The 15,893-nt window shown below is 62.5% G+C and carries 12 protein-coding genes; 4 read left to right on the top strand and 8 right to left on the bottom strand.

Annotated features, from left to right (window positions below; genetic code table 11):
- Positions 1 to 46 precede the first annotated feature (46 nt).
- Genes ABCS64_RS12315 through ABCS64_RS12300 form a run of 4 tightly spaced genes read left to right on the top strand, consistent with a single transcriptional unit; the run spans position 47 to position 2,485 of the window.
- Positions 47 to 742, top strand: coding sequence for a YggS family pyridoxal phosphate-dependent enzyme (locus tag ABCS64_RS12315; RefSeq protein ID WP_418892184.1), 696 nt, complete (start codon positions 47 to 49; stop codon positions 740 to 742).
- Positions 743 to 755: 13 nt separating this feature from the next.
- Positions 756 to 1,598 carry a pyrroline-5-carboxylate reductase gene (gene proC / locus ABCS64_RS12310; protein ID WP_418892183.1) on the top strand — a complete coding sequence of 281 codons (843 nt, stop codon included), beginning with the start codon at positions 756 to 758 and terminating at the stop codon, positions 1,596 to 1,598.
- A 25-nt stretch (positions 1,599 to 1,623) separates the two neighbouring features.
- Positions 1,624 to 2,178 (top strand): YggT family protein, encoded by a 555-nt coding sequence (locus ABCS64_RS12305; protein WP_418892182.1) that lies wholly within the window; start codon positions 1,624 to 1,626, stop codon positions 2,176 to 2,178.
- 13 nt (positions 2,179 to 2,191) lie between these two features.
- On the top strand, positions 2,192 to 2,485 hold the full coding sequence (locus tag ABCS64_RS12300; RefSeq protein ID WP_418892181.1) for a DUF167 domain-containing protein: 294 nt from the start codon (positions 2,192 to 2,194) through the stop codon (positions 2,483 to 2,485).
- Between the two features lie 307 nt (positions 2,486 to 2,792).
- Here the strand turns inward: ABCS64_RS12300 and ABCS64_RS12295 are convergent, their stop codons facing one another.
- From ABCS64_RS12295 to ABCS64_RS12260, 8 genes are all read right to left on the bottom strand, one after another.
- On the bottom strand, positions 2,793 to 4,172 hold the full coding sequence (locus ABCS64_RS12295) for an IS1380 family transposase (RefSeq protein WP_418891741.1): 1,380 nt from the start codon (positions 4,170 to 4,172) through the stop codon (positions 2,793 to 2,795).
- A gap of 313 nt (positions 4,173 to 4,485) precedes the next feature.
- The gene (locus ABCS64_RS12290; RefSeq protein ID WP_418892180.1) at positions 4,486 to 5,745 is read right to left on the bottom strand and encodes a dihydroorotase; all 1,260 of its coding nucleotides are present in this window, start codon (positions 5,743 to 5,745) and stop codon (positions 4,486 to 4,488) included.
- The gene (locus tag ABCS64_RS12285) at positions 5,742 to 6,719 is read right to left on the bottom strand and encodes an aspartate carbamoyltransferase catalytic subunit (protein WP_418892179.1); all 978 of its coding nucleotides are present in this window, start codon (positions 6,717 to 6,719) and stop codon (positions 5,742 to 5,744) included. Before ABCS64_RS12285 ends, ABCS64_RS12290 begins: the two co-directional genes overlap by 4 nt.
- Positions 6,712 to 7,287 (bottom strand): bifunctional pyr operon transcriptional regulator/uracil phosphoribosyltransferase PyrR, encoded by a 576-nt coding sequence (pyrR, locus tag ABCS64_RS12280; protein WP_418892178.1) that lies wholly within the window; start codon positions 7,285 to 7,287, stop codon positions 6,712 to 6,714. Before pyrR ends, ABCS64_RS12285 begins: the two co-directional genes overlap by 8 nt.
- Before the next feature lie 42 nt (positions 7,288 to 7,329).
- On the bottom strand, positions 7,330 to 7,821 hold the full coding sequence (gene ruvX, locus ABCS64_RS12275; RefSeq protein ID WP_418892177.1) for a Holliday junction resolvase RuvX: 492 nt from the start codon (positions 7,819 to 7,821) through the stop codon (positions 7,330 to 7,332).
- Positions 7,814 to 8,389 carry a YqgE/AlgH family protein gene (locus ABCS64_RS12270; protein ID WP_418892176.1) on the bottom strand — a complete coding sequence of 192 codons (576 nt, stop codon included), beginning with the start codon at positions 8,387 to 8,389 and terminating at the stop codon, positions 7,814 to 7,816. The genes ruvX and ABCS64_RS12270 overlap by 8 nt, the downstream gene beginning before the upstream one ends.
- 184 nt (positions 8,390 to 8,573) lie before the next feature.
- Positions 8,574 to 15,368 (bottom strand): hybrid sensor histidine kinase/response regulator, encoded by a 6,795-nt coding sequence (locus tag ABCS64_RS12265; protein WP_418892175.1) that lies wholly within the window; start codon positions 15,366 to 15,368, stop codon positions 8,574 to 8,576.
- Entirely contained in the window at positions 15,365 to 15,886 is a 522-nt protein-coding gene (locus ABCS64_RS12260) for a chemotaxis protein CheW (RefSeq protein ID WP_418892174.1), read from the bottom strand. The genes ABCS64_RS12265 and ABCS64_RS12260 overlap by 4 nt, the downstream gene beginning before the upstream one ends.
- Positions 15,887 to 15,893 lie beyond the last annotated feature (7 nt).

Raw genomic sequence — 15,893 nt, 5'->3', positions numbered from 1 at the left:
GATCGGGTGCAGTGCTATACTTCCCGCATTCGGCATATTCCCGATTATGACTACAATTACTGCCAACCTGCAAGCTATCCATACGCGAATTGCATCAGCGGCGCGGCAATCCTGCCGCAATCCCGATGACATCACGCTGCTGGCTGTCAGCAAAACCTGGCCGGCCGAGTCTGTGCGTGCTGCCGCGGCTGCGGGCCAGCGACGCTTCGGAGAAAATTACGTACAGGAAGGCGTCGGCAAAGCGACGGAACTGTCGGGGCTTGGGCTGGAGTGGCATTTTATCGGCCCCCTGCAAAGCAACAAGACGCGTGCCGTGGCTGAAACGTTTGCCTGGGTGCATTCGGTCGATCGTCTGAAAATCGCCGAACGGCTTGCCGAGCAACGCCCGGAAGCGCTGCCGCCCCTGCAGGTCTGCGTTCAGGTCAATGTCAGCAATGAGGCCAGCAAACATGGCGTCCCTCTGGATGCCGCCGGCGCGTTGATGATGCAGATTGCGCGGCTGCCGCGACTGCGGTTGCGCGGGCTGATGGCGATTCCGGCGCCGAACCCGGATTACGAGGCGCAGCGGCGGGCTTTGCGGCCGGTGCGTGAACTTTTTGAACGCCTGCGGGCGGATGGCCTGGCGATCGATACGCTGTCGATGGGCATGTCGCACGATCTGGAGGCGGCGATTGCCGAGGGCGCCACGCTGGTGCGTGTCGGTACGGCGATTTTCGGAGAAAGAAGCAAGGCGGGAGCATGAGAAAGGACGGGGAATGAAAGTAACCTTCCTTGGCGGCGGCAACATGGCGACTGCGCTGATCGGCGGGCTGCTCGGTAAAGAAGCGCGGGCGGACGATATTGCGGTGGTCGAGATTAGCGAAGCGGCACGCATGCGCCTGCAGCAGCGCTTTGGCGTGCGTTGCCATGCTACGCCGGATGGCGAAGCGCTTGCCGGTGATGTGCTTGTGCTGGCGGTTAAACCGCAGCAGATGCGCGAAGTCTGCGCGCTGCTGAAGGGGCGTGTTCGGGAACAACTGATCATCAGCATCGCCGCCGGGCTGCATCTGGCCGACATCTCAGGCTGGCTGGGTGGGTACCGGCATTTGGTGCGCGCCATGCCGAATACGCCGGCGCTGATCGGGGCCGGTATGTCCGGCCTGTTCGCATTGCCCGAAGTGCCGGATGCGGGGCGGCAAATGGCGGAACGTATTCTGCAAGCCGCAGGCAGTACCCTGTGGGTCGCCGATGAAGCCCAGCTCGACGCGGTGACGGCGATTTCCGGCAGCGGCCCCGCGTACGTTTTTCTCTTGATCGAAGCGATGCAGGCGGCGGCCGGGGAACTCGGCTTTACCTCAGCGCAGGCACGGCAACTGGCGCTGAAGACCGTGCTCGGCGCGGCGCAACTGGCTGCACAGTCCGGGGATGACGCAGCCATCCTGCGTGAACGGGTCACGTCAAAGGGCGGGACAACCGAAGCGGCGCTCAAGGTCATGGAAGCGCGTGGTGTCAAAGCGGGGATCATTGCCGGTGCGCAGGCAGCCTGCGCGCAAAGCCGCGTTCTCGGCGAACAGCTGGGCGACCGTGCGCAGAAGCCGGGCGATCCGTCCGCCACATAGGCGATTGAGTCCAGGAGAATAATTTATGTTGGCGCGTGCATTCCTTTTCCTACTCGATTCGCTGGCCGGCCTGCTCTCGCTGATCCTGCTGCTGCGCTTTTTCATGCAGACCTTCCGGGTGTCCTTCGTCAATCCGCTCGGCGTGTTCGTGAATGCCGCGACGCACTGGCTGGTGCGGCCGTTGCGCCGTGTTGTGCCCAGTGTTTTCGGCCTCGACAGCGCTTCCTTGCTGGCGGCCTATCTGGTGCAGATGCTGCCGTTGCTCGCGGTGCTTCTTTTTGCTGCGCTGGGGTCCGCCTATGGCGATGTGCTAGAGACACCCTACACCCCCATTGTTTTCCTGCTGGGGCAGGCGCTGCGCTCGACCTTGCGCCTCTGCGCCCATTTACTGATCGCCGCGCTGATTCTGCGCATCATCTTTTCCTGGTTCGAGGTGCCGTCGCGGATCGCCTTGCCGGTGAGCCAGCTGACGCGGCCATTGCTGGCGCCGATTCGGCGTTTTCTGCCGCCGATTGGCGGTATCGATCTTTCGCCGCTGGTCATCATTCTGGCGCTCGAAATGATCATCCTGTTTGTCTGAGGCCTGCCGGAAGATGTCGGAAACCCCCTGGCTGCGAGCGCTTCGGCAGGGTGTGGCGCTGCGGCTGCATATTCAGCCGGGCGCAAAAAAAAGCGAAGTGGTCGGCTTGCATGGCGATGCCCTGAAAATCCGTTTGGCCGCGCCGCCGGTCGATGGCAAGGCCAACGAGGCGCTGCTTGCTTTCCTGTCCGACCGCCTAGGATTGCCGCGTGCGGCATTCAGCCTGAAAAGTGGCCAGACCTCGCGCCGCAAAGTCATCGAAATTATGGCTGATGAAGCCTTGGTCCGCCGCCAGATAGGGCTGTAAGCACCTCGTCTGAAGCCCGCGTGGATAAAGGCGTTCCGGGCAGGTGCCTCTGAAACCCTTATCAATAAAGGGCTAGCCCACATTTCTCACACCCTCACGGTTCGGCCCCCGTTGGCGCGGCTTTTTCCTTCACGCGTTGCCGTGACCGCGAGGATTCAGGCCCGCGAGCGGCCAATGGAGTGCAGGCGGGTGAGGTTCTGCGGGCGGTCAGGTGCGTTGAGGGGGCAAGCGGCGCTGTTTGGGCATGAGACCGCCTCGCGCGAACGGGAGCGCGATCGGATCAGCAGGGCCACGGTGGCGTGGCGGATCAGCCGGGGGCGAGTCTGGCCTGGGCCAGGCGCCAGGTGGTCTGGAACGGATGACTGCTGGCCATGCTGACATGGATGCGGCGCACGCTGATCTTGACCCGTGCGCCGATCTTGAGCAGTTTCAGGCGCAGGCTCTCGCAGGTGGCCTCGGCCAGTTCGGTGCCAGCCAGCCCGATGCGGCGCAGCGCTTCGAGCATGACGTAGGCGAAGGAGGCGAACCACAGCCGCAGCTGATTGGCCCGCATCGTCGCCGTTGAGGTGCGATCGGCGAACAGGTGTAGCTGGCACTCCTTGATGCGGTTCTCCATTTCGCCTCGGGCGCAGTACAGCGCCTCGTACAGTTCGCGTGCCGGCCAGCGCTGAGCGTCCAGGCTGGTGACGATGAAGCGCGGATTGGCCTTGCCCGGCAGCTGCTCGGCCTTGCCGACGACCCGCCGGGCGCACGACCAGCTGTCAAGGGTGCGGTAGGTGAAGTCGCGAAACCGCCGTGCGGGCTTGCCGGTCTGGGTGCATTCGGCCTGCGCCTGGCTCATCTCGGTTTCGATCTGGGCCTTGAGCCGGTCGTTCTTGGCCAGCCCGAAGACGAAGTCGATGTGCGTCTGCTCGCACCAACTCATCAAGGCATCGCGCGCAAAGCCCGAGTCGGCACGCAGCACGATGCGCACCTCCGGCCAGTGGCGGCGGATCTGGGTGACGATGCGTTCGAGTTCATCGATGCTGCCCGCCGAGGCATCCGTGTTGGCCCGGCGCAGCTTGGCGGCGAGCAGATGTCGGCCGCAGAAGATGTACAGCGGCAGGTAGCAGTAGCCGCCGTAGTAACCATGGAAGAAACGCCCTTCCTGCTGGCCGTGCAGCGGGTCGTCGGTGGCGTCCAGATCGAGGATGATCTCGTCAGGTGCCTGCTCGTGCGCCTCAATGAAGCACGCGACGAACAGCGACTCGAAGGCCGCCGGATCGTGAGCGATCTTGTGATAGCGCGAACCGTCCTTGGTGTCGGGGGCATGTTCGAGCCGGTTCAAGGTCGACTTGCCCGCCAGCAGCTCGCAGCCCTTGCGCCGAGCGCTGAGCTTACCGGCCAGCGTGGCCAGTACCGGGTCACGGCGCAATTGATCGTGATCGTTCAGGTCCTCGTAGCCCAGCGCGATCCCCACGATCCGTTGCATCACCAACGTGTGCACCGTGTGTTCGATCAGCTCCGGATCGCGCCCATCCTCGAAGCAGGCCGCCACCCGTTCGGTCAGCCGCAAGGTGCGATCGACCTCGCGCAGCAACAGCGCGCCCGCATCCGAACTGATCTGCCCTCCGTCGAAATCCACCGCCACCTGGCGGCCATCAATACGCTTCGCGCATGGGCTGACTACGGTACACTGTGTCGGCATCGCGGCTTCCTCAGAGATATGGTTAAGTCGTTCTCGCAAAAAAACTTTCTTATATCTCCGGCCGCGATGCACCTTCTATCTGTGAGAAATGCGGGCTAGCGGGCAGGGTGCCCGGAGATGCCCTATTTACAAGGGCTGCAGGGCATCACTTCAAAAGCCCCCTTCCAGTGGGAGAGGGTAGATAAAGGGCGGGAAGCGCGCCCGGAGATGCCCTATCCATAAGGGGTACCGAGGGGGCGCCCTGCCCCTTGTCTAGCGGCTCAACAAATACGAAACCAGCGTCGTAGTGTTGCAAAGGAAGCCGCGATAGCCCTTATGCGCCGAAAACGAGACGCCCGCCGACCAGGGTGGCCTTGACTTTGCCGTGCATGTTGCTGTCGGCAAAAGGCGTGTTTTTGCCCTGGCTGACCAGGGTGTCTTCCGTGACGTCCCAGGCGGCTTCAGGGTTGAAAATGCAGATATCCGCCGGTGCGCCCAGCGTCAGCGTTCCTGCCGGAATGCCCAGAATTTCCGCCGGCGCGCAGGTGATACGCGCCAATGCGTCGATCAGCGATACGCCGCATTCCCTGGCCCAGCGCAAGGTCAGCGGCAGCAACAGTTCCAGTGCCGTGGCGCCGGGGCGGGCTTCGGCAAAAGGCAACTGCTTGTCGTCGGCGCCAAGCGGCGTGTGGTCGGAGCAGATGACGGCCATGCCCTCGGCAGTGGCCTTGCGCAAGGCTTCGCGGTCAGCGCGGGTACGCAGCGGCGGCGTGAAGCGGGCGCGGCTATCGAAGTAGCCGATGTCCTCATCGCACAGGTGCAGGTGGTGGCAGGCGATGTCGCAGGTGACGGCGAGGCGCTCCTTGCGGGCAGCGTTGATCAGAGCCACCCCGGCAGCCGAAGAAATGCGGCTAAGGTGCAGGCGCACGCCGGTATCGCGCGCCAGTTGCAGAAACGTGGCGACGGCGACTGTTTCAGCGCTGACAGGGATGCCCGCCAGCCCCAGGCGTGCGGCCGTTTCACCGTCGTGGGCAACGCCGTTACGCGCCAGATAATAATCTTGCGGCTGCAAGTGCAGGGTCAGACCGAAGCTGGCGGCGTACTGCATGGCGCGCAGCAGCACCTGGGTATCGACCAGCGGCCGTTGCGCCTGCGAAAAGGCAATACAGCCGGCCTGATGCAGGGTGGCCAGTTCGGCCAGTTTTTCTCCGGCCAGCGCCTGGGTGAGTGCGCCGAGCGGGAATACATGCGCCAGGCCGGCGATCTCGCTGCGCCGGACGAGGCGCTCGACCGGCCCGGCTTCATCCAGCACCGGCTGTGTATCCGGCGGGCAGGCGAGGGTGGTGACGCCGCCCGCGGCAGCGGCGGCGAGTTCGGTTTCGACATTGCCCAGGCGGGCGGAAAGATCGACCAGTCCCGGTGCGACGATACAGCCTTGCGCATCGATCGAGCGGGTCGAGGAAAAGCAGCCGCTGGGCGGCTGACCAAAAGCGGCGACGCAGCCGTTGGCGACATAGACGTCGGTGTTTTTGTCGATGCCGTTGTGCGGGTCGATGAGGCGGCCGTTGACGATGCGGATCAGAGTGTCTTTCATGCTTGCGTTCCTGCGTGAGTTCCAGCCAGAAGGCTCATGACCGCCATGCGCACGGCGATGCCGAAAGTCACTTGCCGGAGAATGACGGCTTGTTTGCCATCGGCAATTTCGGAGGCGATTTCGACGCCGCGATTGATGGGGCCCGGATGCATGACGATGGCGTCGGGACGCGCCAGCGCGAGCAGTGCCGGCGTCAGTCCGTAGCAATGAAAATACTCGCGCGCCGAGGGCAGAAGCGCGCCGCTCATCCGTTCATTTTGCAGGCGCAGCATGATGATCACGTCACAATCGACCAGTCCTTTGCGCGGGTCGTGGCAGACATGTACGCCGAGGCGCTCTCCTTCTGCGGGCAGCAGCGTTTGCGGGCCGATGATGCGGATTTCCCGCACGCCCAAGGTTTTCAGCGCGTGAATGTCGGAACGGGCGACGCGCGAATGTAAAACGTCGCCAACGATGGCGACGGTGAGTGCGGAAAAGTCCTGCTTGTAATGCCGAATCGTATACATGTCGAGCAGGCCTTGCGTCGGGTGCGCATGGCGTCCGTCGCCGGCATTGACGACATGCACGTCATTGCGGCCGATGCGGTGCAGATGCTGGGCGATCAGATAAGGGGCGCCGGATTCGCTATGGCGAACGACAAACATGTCGGCGTGCATGGAAACGAGATTGTCGATGGTATCGAGCAGGGTTTCTCCCTTGGCGGTCGATGAGCGGCTGACATCGAGATTGATCACATCTGCCGAAAGGCGCTTGGCGGCAATTTCAAACGTGGTGCGCGTGCGCGTCGAATTTTCGAAAAAGAGGTTGAAAACGCTCTTGCCGCGCAGTAGCGGGACTTTTTTGACATTGCGATCGGAAACTTCGAGAAAGCTTTGCGCCGTATCCAGGATGCGCGTGATCGTCTCGCGCGACAGCCCCTCAGTCGAGAGCAGATGGGTCAAGTTGCCCTGGGCGTCGAATTGCGGGTCATGCATGGTCTTCACACCTCCAGTGCAGGCGGCCGTCGTTTGCGTCGGATTCGAGAATGAGCTCCTGCGTCGGGGGCAGTGCAACGCGCCATGCGCAGAAGTCGGCCTGAATCGGCAGTTCGCGCCCGCCGCGATCGGCTAGCACGGCCAGACGGATGCTGGCCGGCCGCCCGTAGTCAAACAGTTCGTTGATGGCGGCGCGCACGGTTCGCCCCGTGTAGAGCACGTCATCGACGAGAATGAGCGGGCGGTCCTCGACATCGAGCGGCATCGAAGAAGGCTTGACCTGCGGATGCAGGCCGCGTCGCCCGAAATCGTCGCGATAGAAGGAAATGTCGAGCAGGCCGGGCGGCGTTTTCAGATGCAGCAGCGCCTGCAGGCGGTGAGCCAGCCAGGCGCCGCCGCTGTGGATGCCGACCAGTTGCGTGTGGTCGGTCAGATTCGGCTCGATCTGGCCGGCCAGCTCAGCGCATTGCGCCTCTGCATCGGGAAGCGGAAAAAGCGACGCGTGCGGGGTGGACTGTTGGGGCGGTGTGTCAGCGGAGGTTGGTGCGTCCAGTGAGGTGTGTGGCATGGTTTTCGGAGTGCGGAAATTCGGGAAAGGGAAGGCGAGCGCTTAAGGAAGAACGGTGTCCTTGATCGTTGCGCTACCGGGTGGTGGAAGCTGTCGGGCAAAATGGTTTTGCAGAATGATCTGCGCGGCGATGGCGTCGATATGCGCGCGGGCGCTGCGTGCATCATGGCCGCTGGCGTACAGGCGCTCTTCGGCCTCAATGGAGGAAAAGCGCTCTTCGGCGTAGGCGACCGGCAGGCCGAAACGCCCGCGTAGCTGGTTTGCGAAGCGCCGGCAGCGTGCAGTCATCGCGTGCGCTTCGCCGTCGAGTGTCAGCGGTAGGCCGACGACCAACCCCGCTGGCCGCCACTCGGCAATGAGTGCGGCAATGGCGGCAAAGCGTTCGACCTTGGCTGCGCTGCGAATGGTCGTCAGCGGATGCGCTTGTGCCAGCGCCGATTCGCCGACGGCGACGCCGATGCGTTTTTCGCCAAAATCGAAGGCGAGCAGCGTACCGTCCGGAAGTGTGTCCGAAAATGCATCTGTCTCAGGCATGTCCGGCAATATGGGAAAGGCGGGTGGGATCGACCCCCAGGCTGTCCATGGCTGAGGCGAGTTTTTCTTCATAGGGCAGCTCGAACAGGGTGTGCGTATTGGCCGGCGCCGTCAGCCAGGAATTACGCGCCAGTTCGTGTTCGAGCTGGCCGGCGCCCCAACCGGCATAGCCGAGCGCAACCAGAAAATTCTGCGGGGGATTCTTTTCTTGCACGATGCTTGACAGAATGTCGCGTGAGCTGGTCAGTCCGATTTCATCGGTGACGGCCAGCGTCGATTGCCACTGGCCGAGCGGACGATGCAGAACGAAGCCGCGGTCGGGCTGTACCGGCCCGCCGAACAGCGTCGGCCAGCCCGACAATGCCGCCATGCGTGCCGGCGTGACGGCGATCGAGGCGCGGTCGAGCAGCGTTGCCAGGTCGAGATCGGTCGGCCGGTTGACGATCAGCCCCAGCGCCCCATTGCTATTGTGCTCGGCGATATAGATCAGTGTTTTGCCGAAGCAGGGATCGTCCATGGCCGGCATGGCGATCAGAAAATGGTTGACCAGAGAATGGATGTTTTGCATGGCCGCTATTTTATAGCGGAATCCCGATGTGGCGAACCCATGGCAGACGCATGCCGATAAGCAAAGCCGGCCTAAAAACGAGGCCAATCCGGCGGTGGCTGGCTATCGCGCCACTGCCGGATTGGCTGGGATTGGATCGGAAGGAACGGAATAAAAATGGAGCGGGATGTGCCTACCGGGCGTTCTAATGATGACCACCTGTGGTGCGGCACCGTACCTGCTGCACGTGCTGAGCGATGAGCGCAAGCAATTCTTCTTCCTGGTACGGTTTGCCCAGGAAGTTGTTGACGCCGATCTCGAAAGCGTAGTTGCGGTGTTTTTGCGCCGTGCGAGAGGTAATCATGATGATCGGAATGGCGCGTAACCGCCCATCGGCGCGGACATGGCGCGTCAGTTCAAAACCGTCCATACGCGGCATTTCGATATCGACGAGCATGACGTCGGGGGAGGCTTCGACGAGCTGCTCGAGCGCATCAATGCCGTCTTTGGCCGTCAGTACGTGATAGCCTTCGCGGGCCAGCAGGCGGCCGGTAATCTTGCGTACAGTCAGCGAGTCGTCGACGACCATAACCGTCGGGACGCGCGCTGGCTGCGTTGCGGTGGGACTTGCCGGTGCGGCAATGGGTGTGTATCGGACGATGGGCGCGCGGGCGCTCAGCGCGACTGGATTGATGATGAGCACGATCTTGCCATCGCCCAGTACCGTGGCGCCGTTAATCCCGACGACACGCGCCAGTTGCGCGCCGATGTTCTTGACGACGATTTCGTGATTTCCTTCCAGCTCGTCGACCTGGACGGCAATGCGCCGTGCCCCGCTGTGCAGCAGCAGCACCCAGTACTGGCGGCGCGCTTCGGGCAGTGCCCGGGTGTCGCCGAGCAGATACGGCAGGAAAGTGAGTGGGTAGGATTCTCCCTGCCATTTCACCTGACCGTCCCGGTGCATTTGATCGAGCACGGTATCTTTGATGTCGAGCGCCTGTTCGATCATCGCCGAGGGGATGGCGTAGCTGCGGTTGCCTACCCGTACCAGCAAGGCTTTGGTGACGGCGAGGGTGAGTGGGATGTAGAGCGTAAATTGTGTACCCTTGCCGCTTTCGCTGGCGATTTCGATGCGGCCGCCCAGACTCGTAATCTCACTCTTGACCACATCCATGCCAACGCCACGGCCGGAAATCTGCGAGACCTGGCGTGCGGTGGAGAAGCCAGGCAGCAGGATCAGTTGCGCCAGCTGGGCATCGTCAGGCGTTTCGTCCTGGCGAATGAGGCCGGATTCGATGGCGCGCGCACGGATGCGTTCAAGGTTCAGGCCAGCGCCGTCATCGGACAGGCTGACGATGACTTCATTGCCTTCCTGCCGGAAAGTTAGCGAGATTTCGCCGGTTTCCGCCTTGCCAGCGGCTTGCCGGACGTCCCGTTTTTCGATGCCGTGAGCAATCGAGTTGCGCAGCATGTGTTCGAGAGGCGCGGCGATTTTCTCCAGCACGCTGCGATCGATCTCGACCTGGCCGCCGGTAATTTCGAGACTGACACGCTTGCCCAGTTCTTTGGAAGTCTGCCGGACGATCCGGTACAGACGGTCGGATAGACTGCCGGCCTGCACCATGCGTACTGACAGCAGTTCCTGATGGAGCATGTGGTTGATGCGCGACTGGGCGAGCAGCGCGGCATTGGCGTTGTCGAGGTTGCGCAGCAAGTTCTGCTGGACGGTGGTGACGTCGTTGACCGACTCGGCCATCATCCGCGTGATTTCCTGGAATTGGGTGAAACGGTCGAATTCGAGCGGGTCGAATTCGGTATGCTGAGATTCGGCCAGCACATGGCGTGACTGCATCTGCGTTTCAGCCTGAATTTCGATGTCGCGCAGCTGGCGGCGCAAACGGATAACGCTTTCCGTCAGGTCGAGCAGCGAACCTTTCAGACTGCGCATTTCGCCTTCGATGCGCGTGCGCGTAATCGACAGCTCGCCGGCTTCGTTGACCAGGCGGTCGAGCAGATTGGCGCGCACGCGTAGAACCGCTTGCCGGCTCTCGGGCTCGGCGGCGGCAGAATGCGGTTCGGGGCGGGGCGCCTGTGTTGATGCAGCAGGTTGCAGCGTCGGTAATACGGGGGCTGTCGACGCCTGATGGATGGGGGTAGACACGGCTGGGGAGCGTGCAGGCGCGGTGGCGCTTTCCGCCTCGGGTGCAGGCGACTCCAGGGTTTCGCCGTGCTGCAGGCGATCAATGATTTGCCGCACATCGTCGAAGACGCTTTCGATTTCGCCAATGACGCTCCGCGCGGCGGGCAGGGTACGGCTGGCCTCTTGTACGCGGGATTCGATGGCATGCGTGATTTCGCCGAGATTCATGGCGCCGGCCATGCGGGCGCTGCCTTTCAGCGTATGGAGCAGGCGCGCCAGCAGTTGCGCGGGCTGGCCATCTTCTGGCGCGTCGTACCAGATGCGCAGCTGTTCGGAGATGCGTTGCGTCAGATCCTGCGCTTCTTCGAGGAAGATCGGCAGCAATTGCATGTCGATCTCATCCTGGCGGCGAGGCAGCGCGGCAATTGCTGCGGGCAGGATGGGCGCTTCAGTCGGCGCTTCGGGCACGGTGAACGCGGATGGCGTGATGTCGGACGCTTTGGCCGTTGCTGCCGATGGTGGCGTCAATGGCGCTGTAAACGTGGCGGGCGATACGGCAGCCGGCGAAACGGTGGATGGCGCAAATGCAGAGTGGGCTGCGAAGGCCTTCGGCGTCGCCGGTTCCGGCGTTTTTTCCGAGACACTGGGAATGTCTTCAATCTCTGGCGCCACGATATCTACGGCTTCGACCGCAAGGTCTTCCACATCGTCGTCAAGTGTCGTCGGGATTTCTTCGACGGTGATTTCCGCTTCGTCCGTATCGGGAGCCAGCGCTGCCGGCGCACCGGAATCGGTCGGATAAAGTGCGTTCAGCGCGGCGATCAGCGCCTCGGCAGGCCGGAAATCACGCTGATTGAACAGGGCATCGAGCATGGCATCGATAACCTGAACCGCCTGACGGATGAAGCCGGGTGCGTCCGGACTATTGCGCAGCGGCGAATCGTCGCGGCGCAGGAGCGTTTTTTCAAGTGCATGGCTCAGCTGGTTGAGCGCGTCGATGCCGACGGTGGCGGCGATACCGGCCAGGGTGTGCGCTGCGCGGTACATTTCGTGCGGTGTCGGCGTCGCGTCTGCGCGCTCGATGTTCGGCAGTTCACGGTAAAGGGTAGCGAGGTGCGTACTCGATTCCTCGCGGAAAATGCTTAACAGGGCGGCGGGAATATCCGGCCGGGTCGTCTTGGGCTGCGCTGCAGCGGGCGTCGGCGTCGCCTGGATTGATGTCGCGGCAGCGTGTTTGTCCGGCGGAACGGCAGGCGTTGGGGCCGCTGTTTTGGACGTTTGCGGCGCTGTAGGCGCCGCATCTTCTGCGGCGGTAGGGGTCGGCACGGCCTTGCCGGTGGCAAGCGCCAGAATGTCAGCGTAGGAAATCGGCTGGACTTTCGGCGTCGCCTGGAACTCGGCGGCGGGTTGTGTTCTTGCTGCGGGAAGGGCGGATTCCGGCGCGGCGGGTTGTTTGCCCGGTAAAGTGATGTCCGGCAGATTTTCCGGAACTGCGCGCGTTTCGGGCGGTTTTGCGGCGCGGGACGAATGCACCCGGGCGAGCGCGCGGGCAATGTTGTCGTCGTATGAGACCGGAGCAATATGTGGCTGCGGGGTGGGGGCCACGTCCGCCTTGGGCGTCGGGGTCGGGCGGATCTCGGGGGGCGTCAGGACGGGCGCCGCCGGCGCTTCGGTAATGTCGAGGTTTTCCTGTTCAGCGGAACGCGCTGGCGTTGCCAGCGTATCCGGGGCTTCCTCGACGGTAATGGCGTCATCGTCGGCAAAGGCGAGTTCGAAATCGGCATCATCTTCCGCTTCGTCGTCTGGCGTCGAAATTTCAATGGTTTCTTCAAAAGCGTCCGAGTCACTGCTTTCACCGACGAGTTCCTGCTGTGCCTCCGGTTCAGGCGGTTGGGCGGCATCCGTCGCTGCCTGCGCAATGGAGGTTTCCGCCGGGGCAAAGGTGAGTGAGGGGAGGACGTCGTCGGCTTCGGCCAAAACATCGGTGGGTTTTGTGGAATCTTCGAGGGCTGCGGACGGCGTCTCTACAGTGGCTTCGGTAATGTCCGCAGCAGTGGGGATCGCGGCCCAATCTTCGGCAGCCCCATCGGTGGGCGACGTCGAATCTTCGAGGATTGTGGGCGGTGTTTCTACGGGAACTTCGGTAACGTCCGCGATAGTGAGGGTCGCAGCCGAATCTTCGACGGACCCGTCGGTGGTCGCTGTGGAATCTTCAGGCGCTGCGGGCGGCGTCTCTACGGCCTCTACGGAGGCTTCGGTAACGTCCGTGGCAGTGAGGGTCGCAGCCTGATCGGCGGCTTCGGCCTCGGCGCGGTGCTGGTCGATAAAGCTGGTGATGGCTGTGGTGCTCAGCTTTGCGGGGGCTTCGTCCGCTTTTGCCGCAGTTGCGGTGCCTGGGGCGGCAGCCGCACCTTCCGGACGGCGCAGCCTTTCGGCCAGTTCGATGAGTGATGCGGTTTCGGGGACGGCTCCTGAATGGCTGGCGAGATGTTCGACCCATTCGTCGAAGCAGCCTTTGGCCTGTTCGAGCAGCGCTATCAGGGCGGGAGTTACTTCCTGTTCCTGGCGTAACCAGAGGTTGAGCGTTTGTTCGATCGCCCAAGCGGTTTCGCCGAGATCCTTGAGGCCGACCATGCGACCGCTGCCTTTGAGTGTGTGGAAGGCGCGGCGCACCGTCGTGAGCGCCTCGGTGTCATGTGGATGCTGGCGAACGCGCTGTGTATTTTCTCCGACGGTGGCGAGGACTTCGTGGGCTTCTTCGATGAAGATTTCCAGCAGTTCAGCGTCGATTTCCTCGGCGCTGGCCTGGGAAAGCTGCAAGGTGGCTTCCGAGGGCTGCGGTGTTTTCTCGCCCGGCGTTTGCAGCGAAGCGATCGCTTCCTGGATTTGCGGCGCGGCCGCCTGGCCTTCGTCGAGCGCGGTCAGCGCTGCATCAGCCTGACGGCTAAGCGCCGCATCGGCGACGAGTTCGGCGTCATCCTTGAGTGCGGTGAGGTTATGGCGCAGCTCCTCGCGTAATCCGGCGTCGTCGGGCTGTTCGAGCAACGCGCCGAGCAGGTTTTGTGCTTCGCGTTTTTGTTGGGCGACTTCCTGTTCGACCGTGAGGCTGTCCAGATCAAGCACCTCGTCATGTTCTTCATAAACGTCATCGTGTGCCGCTTCGCCGGGTTTTTTCTGCATCTGCTCGACGAAGGCGGCAAAATCGTTCGCACCGCTGGGAATGGCGTCGACGTAGAAACCAAGTAGCGACAGTTCGTTGGCGATACGCTGGAAGTCGCTGTCCTGCGGCTCGTAGTCGGGCTGTGCAAAACGTTCGGCTTCCTGGCGGCAGGCGCGCAGTACGTTAACGGCGCCGTCGTGGCCCAAGAGCGTGAGTGCGTTCTCTGTCTGGTGAAAAATGGCGTCCAGCGGAGGTAGACCGTCGCGTACTTCCGCGTTGCGGAAGAAGGTGTCAAGCGCCTGTTCGATCTGGCCGAGATTGCCCTGAATTTCGCGCGCGACCTGGGCGATCAGCAGGCGTTCCTGAGCCTTGCGTGACATTTCGTCAAGCAGCGGGATTTCTGCGTCCGCTTTAGGCGGCGCGCCGGCAAGGCAACCGTGAATGCGCGCAACGGTGATGTCGACCTGGTGGGCGAAGTCGTTGCCCAGGTGTGTGAAATTTTCCTGCGCATTCTGCGCCAGCAGCAGGCCGGTGGCGACTTCCATGGCCAGCGCGTCGGAATGACGCGAAGCGTCTTCGCGTAAGTTGTTGGCGGTGATGGCGAGCGCTTGCGCAAGTCGCTGGTAATCGGCGCGTCCGAGCTGATTGACCAGGTTGGCAATGGTCAGCGCGTATTCCCGGAAGGGCGGCAGTGCCTGCGGTGCACCGGCGCAGAATTTGTTCCATGCATCTTCCGCAGCGGCAATGGTTTCGTGCAGATGGCGAAGAATCGATTCTTGCGCCGCTGAGGTGACAGGCGCTTTTTCAATTTGCAGGGCTTCGCGCAACCGATAGGCACGCCGGATCTGCTCGATGGCCGGATGTGTGCTCTGGCAGATGGCGACGAGATAAAGCAGGTCGCGCATCAGGCGTTCGGCAACGTTTTTCGAGCCTTCGATCATGCGCCGGATTTGCAGGTCGATGCGTGCGCAAACTTGTTTTGCATCGATTTGCTGAGGCAGCGCGCCTTCGGAGAGCGCCGTCAGCAACGCCGTGGCGACCCACCAGAAGGCGCGTGCGGAGGCGCTTTCCTGCACGGCGTCGATATTTTTGACGGCATCCAGCATATCGGCGATGCCGTCCCGTTGCTGCGGGGCGCGTAGCCAGGCAAGCAGGCCGCGCTGAAAACGGCCGCGTTCCTGCCGCAGGTGTTCCTGGAAAGCGGTTTCCGGCATTTTCGCCGCAGTGGATGCCCGATGTGGTGGCCGAACACTAAGATCGGGGAAGAAAAGATCGGCCGGCGAGGGATGTTCGATACCGCGTGCTTTCTGGGTGGCTGCGTAGAGCGGGAACAGGCGCAGTGGCTGGTTGTTTTGTCCGGCAAGAAGGGTGTCAAGGTAACTGCCGATGCCTTGCAGCCCTTGGTAGATCAAGGCAATGTTTGCGCCATTGGCGGCCACCGTGCCGGTTTCCATGGCCTCTAGCAGGGCTTCCATCGCTTCCGTCAGTTGTCTGACGCCGTCCAGACCGACGATGACGAGCGCGCCTTGCACCTGATGCAGGTGGGTGCGGCAGTACTGGATATGCGAGAGATCGGCGTTGCCGGCGGCAGCGCTTTCCGCATAGGCATTCAGAGCGTTGGCGGCGCGTTCCAGAGACAGGTCGATTTCATTCTTGACCCAGCTCAGCGGGCCGGTATCAAATTCAGTCGAGGCATTCATGATGGGATGCCGATATCCATAAAGCGTTCGTCGGCCAGCAGGGCTTCTACCTTGAGCTGCTTCCAGTAACGCCCTTCGCGGTCGGTGTAGGCCTGCTGCGCCCAGTCTGGCGGGGTGCCGTAGTCTTGCTGCGGGGCGGGAGACAGGTCGTCAATATTGCGCAGGCCGACGATGCGGTTGACAAGCAGCGCGGCGTTGCTGCCGTGATTTGTGCCGATCAGCAGCAGACGCGCACTGGCGTTATGCGGTGTTGCTTCCTGCCCCTGAAAAACCGAGAAATCGATAACCGAATACAGGTTACCGCGAATGTTGGCCAGACCCAAAAACCAGGGTTGCGTCAGCGGCACGCCGGTCAGTTCAGGGAGCGCCACCACTTCGCCGGAATCGGAAAGATCGAGCAGCCAGTATTCCGAGCCGGAGAGAACGCCAAGCAAACTGGCCACCCCGCGCTCGCTGGAGGCGGCCAGCCGGTTGGCCAGATAAGACTGAAATTCGCTGAGGGTTCCGCGGTTGGGCATGTGCAAA

This window comes from Dentiradicibacter hellwigii (genome assembly GCF_041770905.1).
GTDB classification, from domain to species: Bacteria; Pseudomonadota; Gammaproteobacteria; order Burkholderiales; family Rhodocyclaceae; genus Propionivibrio; species Propionivibrio hellwigii.
This window is presented reverse-complemented; position numbering and strand designations above follow the sequence as displayed.

Bases quoted from the DNA above. Each gene is read 5' to 3' on its own strand.
- ABCS64_RS12315 (WP_418892184.1), top strand. From the start codon at position 47: ATGACTACAATTACTGCCAACCTGCAAGCTATCCATACGCGAATTGCA.
- proC (WP_418892183.1), top strand. From the start codon at position 756: ATGAAAGTAACCTTCCTTGGCGGCGGCAACATGGCGACTGCGCTGATC.
- ABCS64_RS12305 (WP_418892182.1), top strand. From the start codon at position 1,624: ATGTTGGCGCGTGCATTCCTTTTCCTACTCGATTCGCTGGCCGGCCTG.
- ABCS64_RS12300 (WP_418892181.1), top strand. From the start codon at position 2,192: ATGTCGGAAACCCCCTGGCTGCGAGCGCTTCGGCAGGGTGTGGCGCTG.
- ABCS64_RS12295 (WP_418891741.1), bottom strand. From the start codon at position 4,172: ATGCCGACACAGTGTACCGTAGTCAGCCCATGCGCGAAGCGTATTGAT.
- ABCS64_RS12290 (WP_418892180.1), bottom strand. From the start codon at position 5,745: ATGAAAGACACTCTGATCCGCATCGTCAACGGCCGCCTCATCGACCCG.
- ABCS64_RS12285 (WP_418892179.1), bottom strand. From the start codon at position 6,719: ATGCATGACCCGCAATTCGACGCCCAGGGCAACTTGACCCATCTGCTC.
- pyrR (WP_418892178.1), bottom strand. From the start codon at position 7,287: ATGCCACACACCTCACTGGACGCACCAACCTCCGCTGACACACCGCCC.
- ruvX (WP_418892177.1), bottom strand. From the start codon at position 7,821: ATGCCTGAGACAGATGCATTTTCGGACACACTTCCGGACGGTACGCTG.
- ABCS64_RS12270 (WP_418892176.1), bottom strand. From the start codon at position 8,389: ATGCAAAACATCCATTCTCTGGTCAACCATTTTCTGATCGCCATGCCG.
- ABCS64_RS12265 (WP_418892175.1), bottom strand. From the start codon at position 15,368: ATGAATGCCTCGACTGAATTTGATACCGGCCCGCTGAGCTGGGTCAAG.
- ABCS64_RS12260 (WP_418892174.1), bottom strand. From the start codon at position 15,886: ATGCCCAACCGCGGAACCCTCAGCGAATTTCAGTCTTATCTGGCCAAC.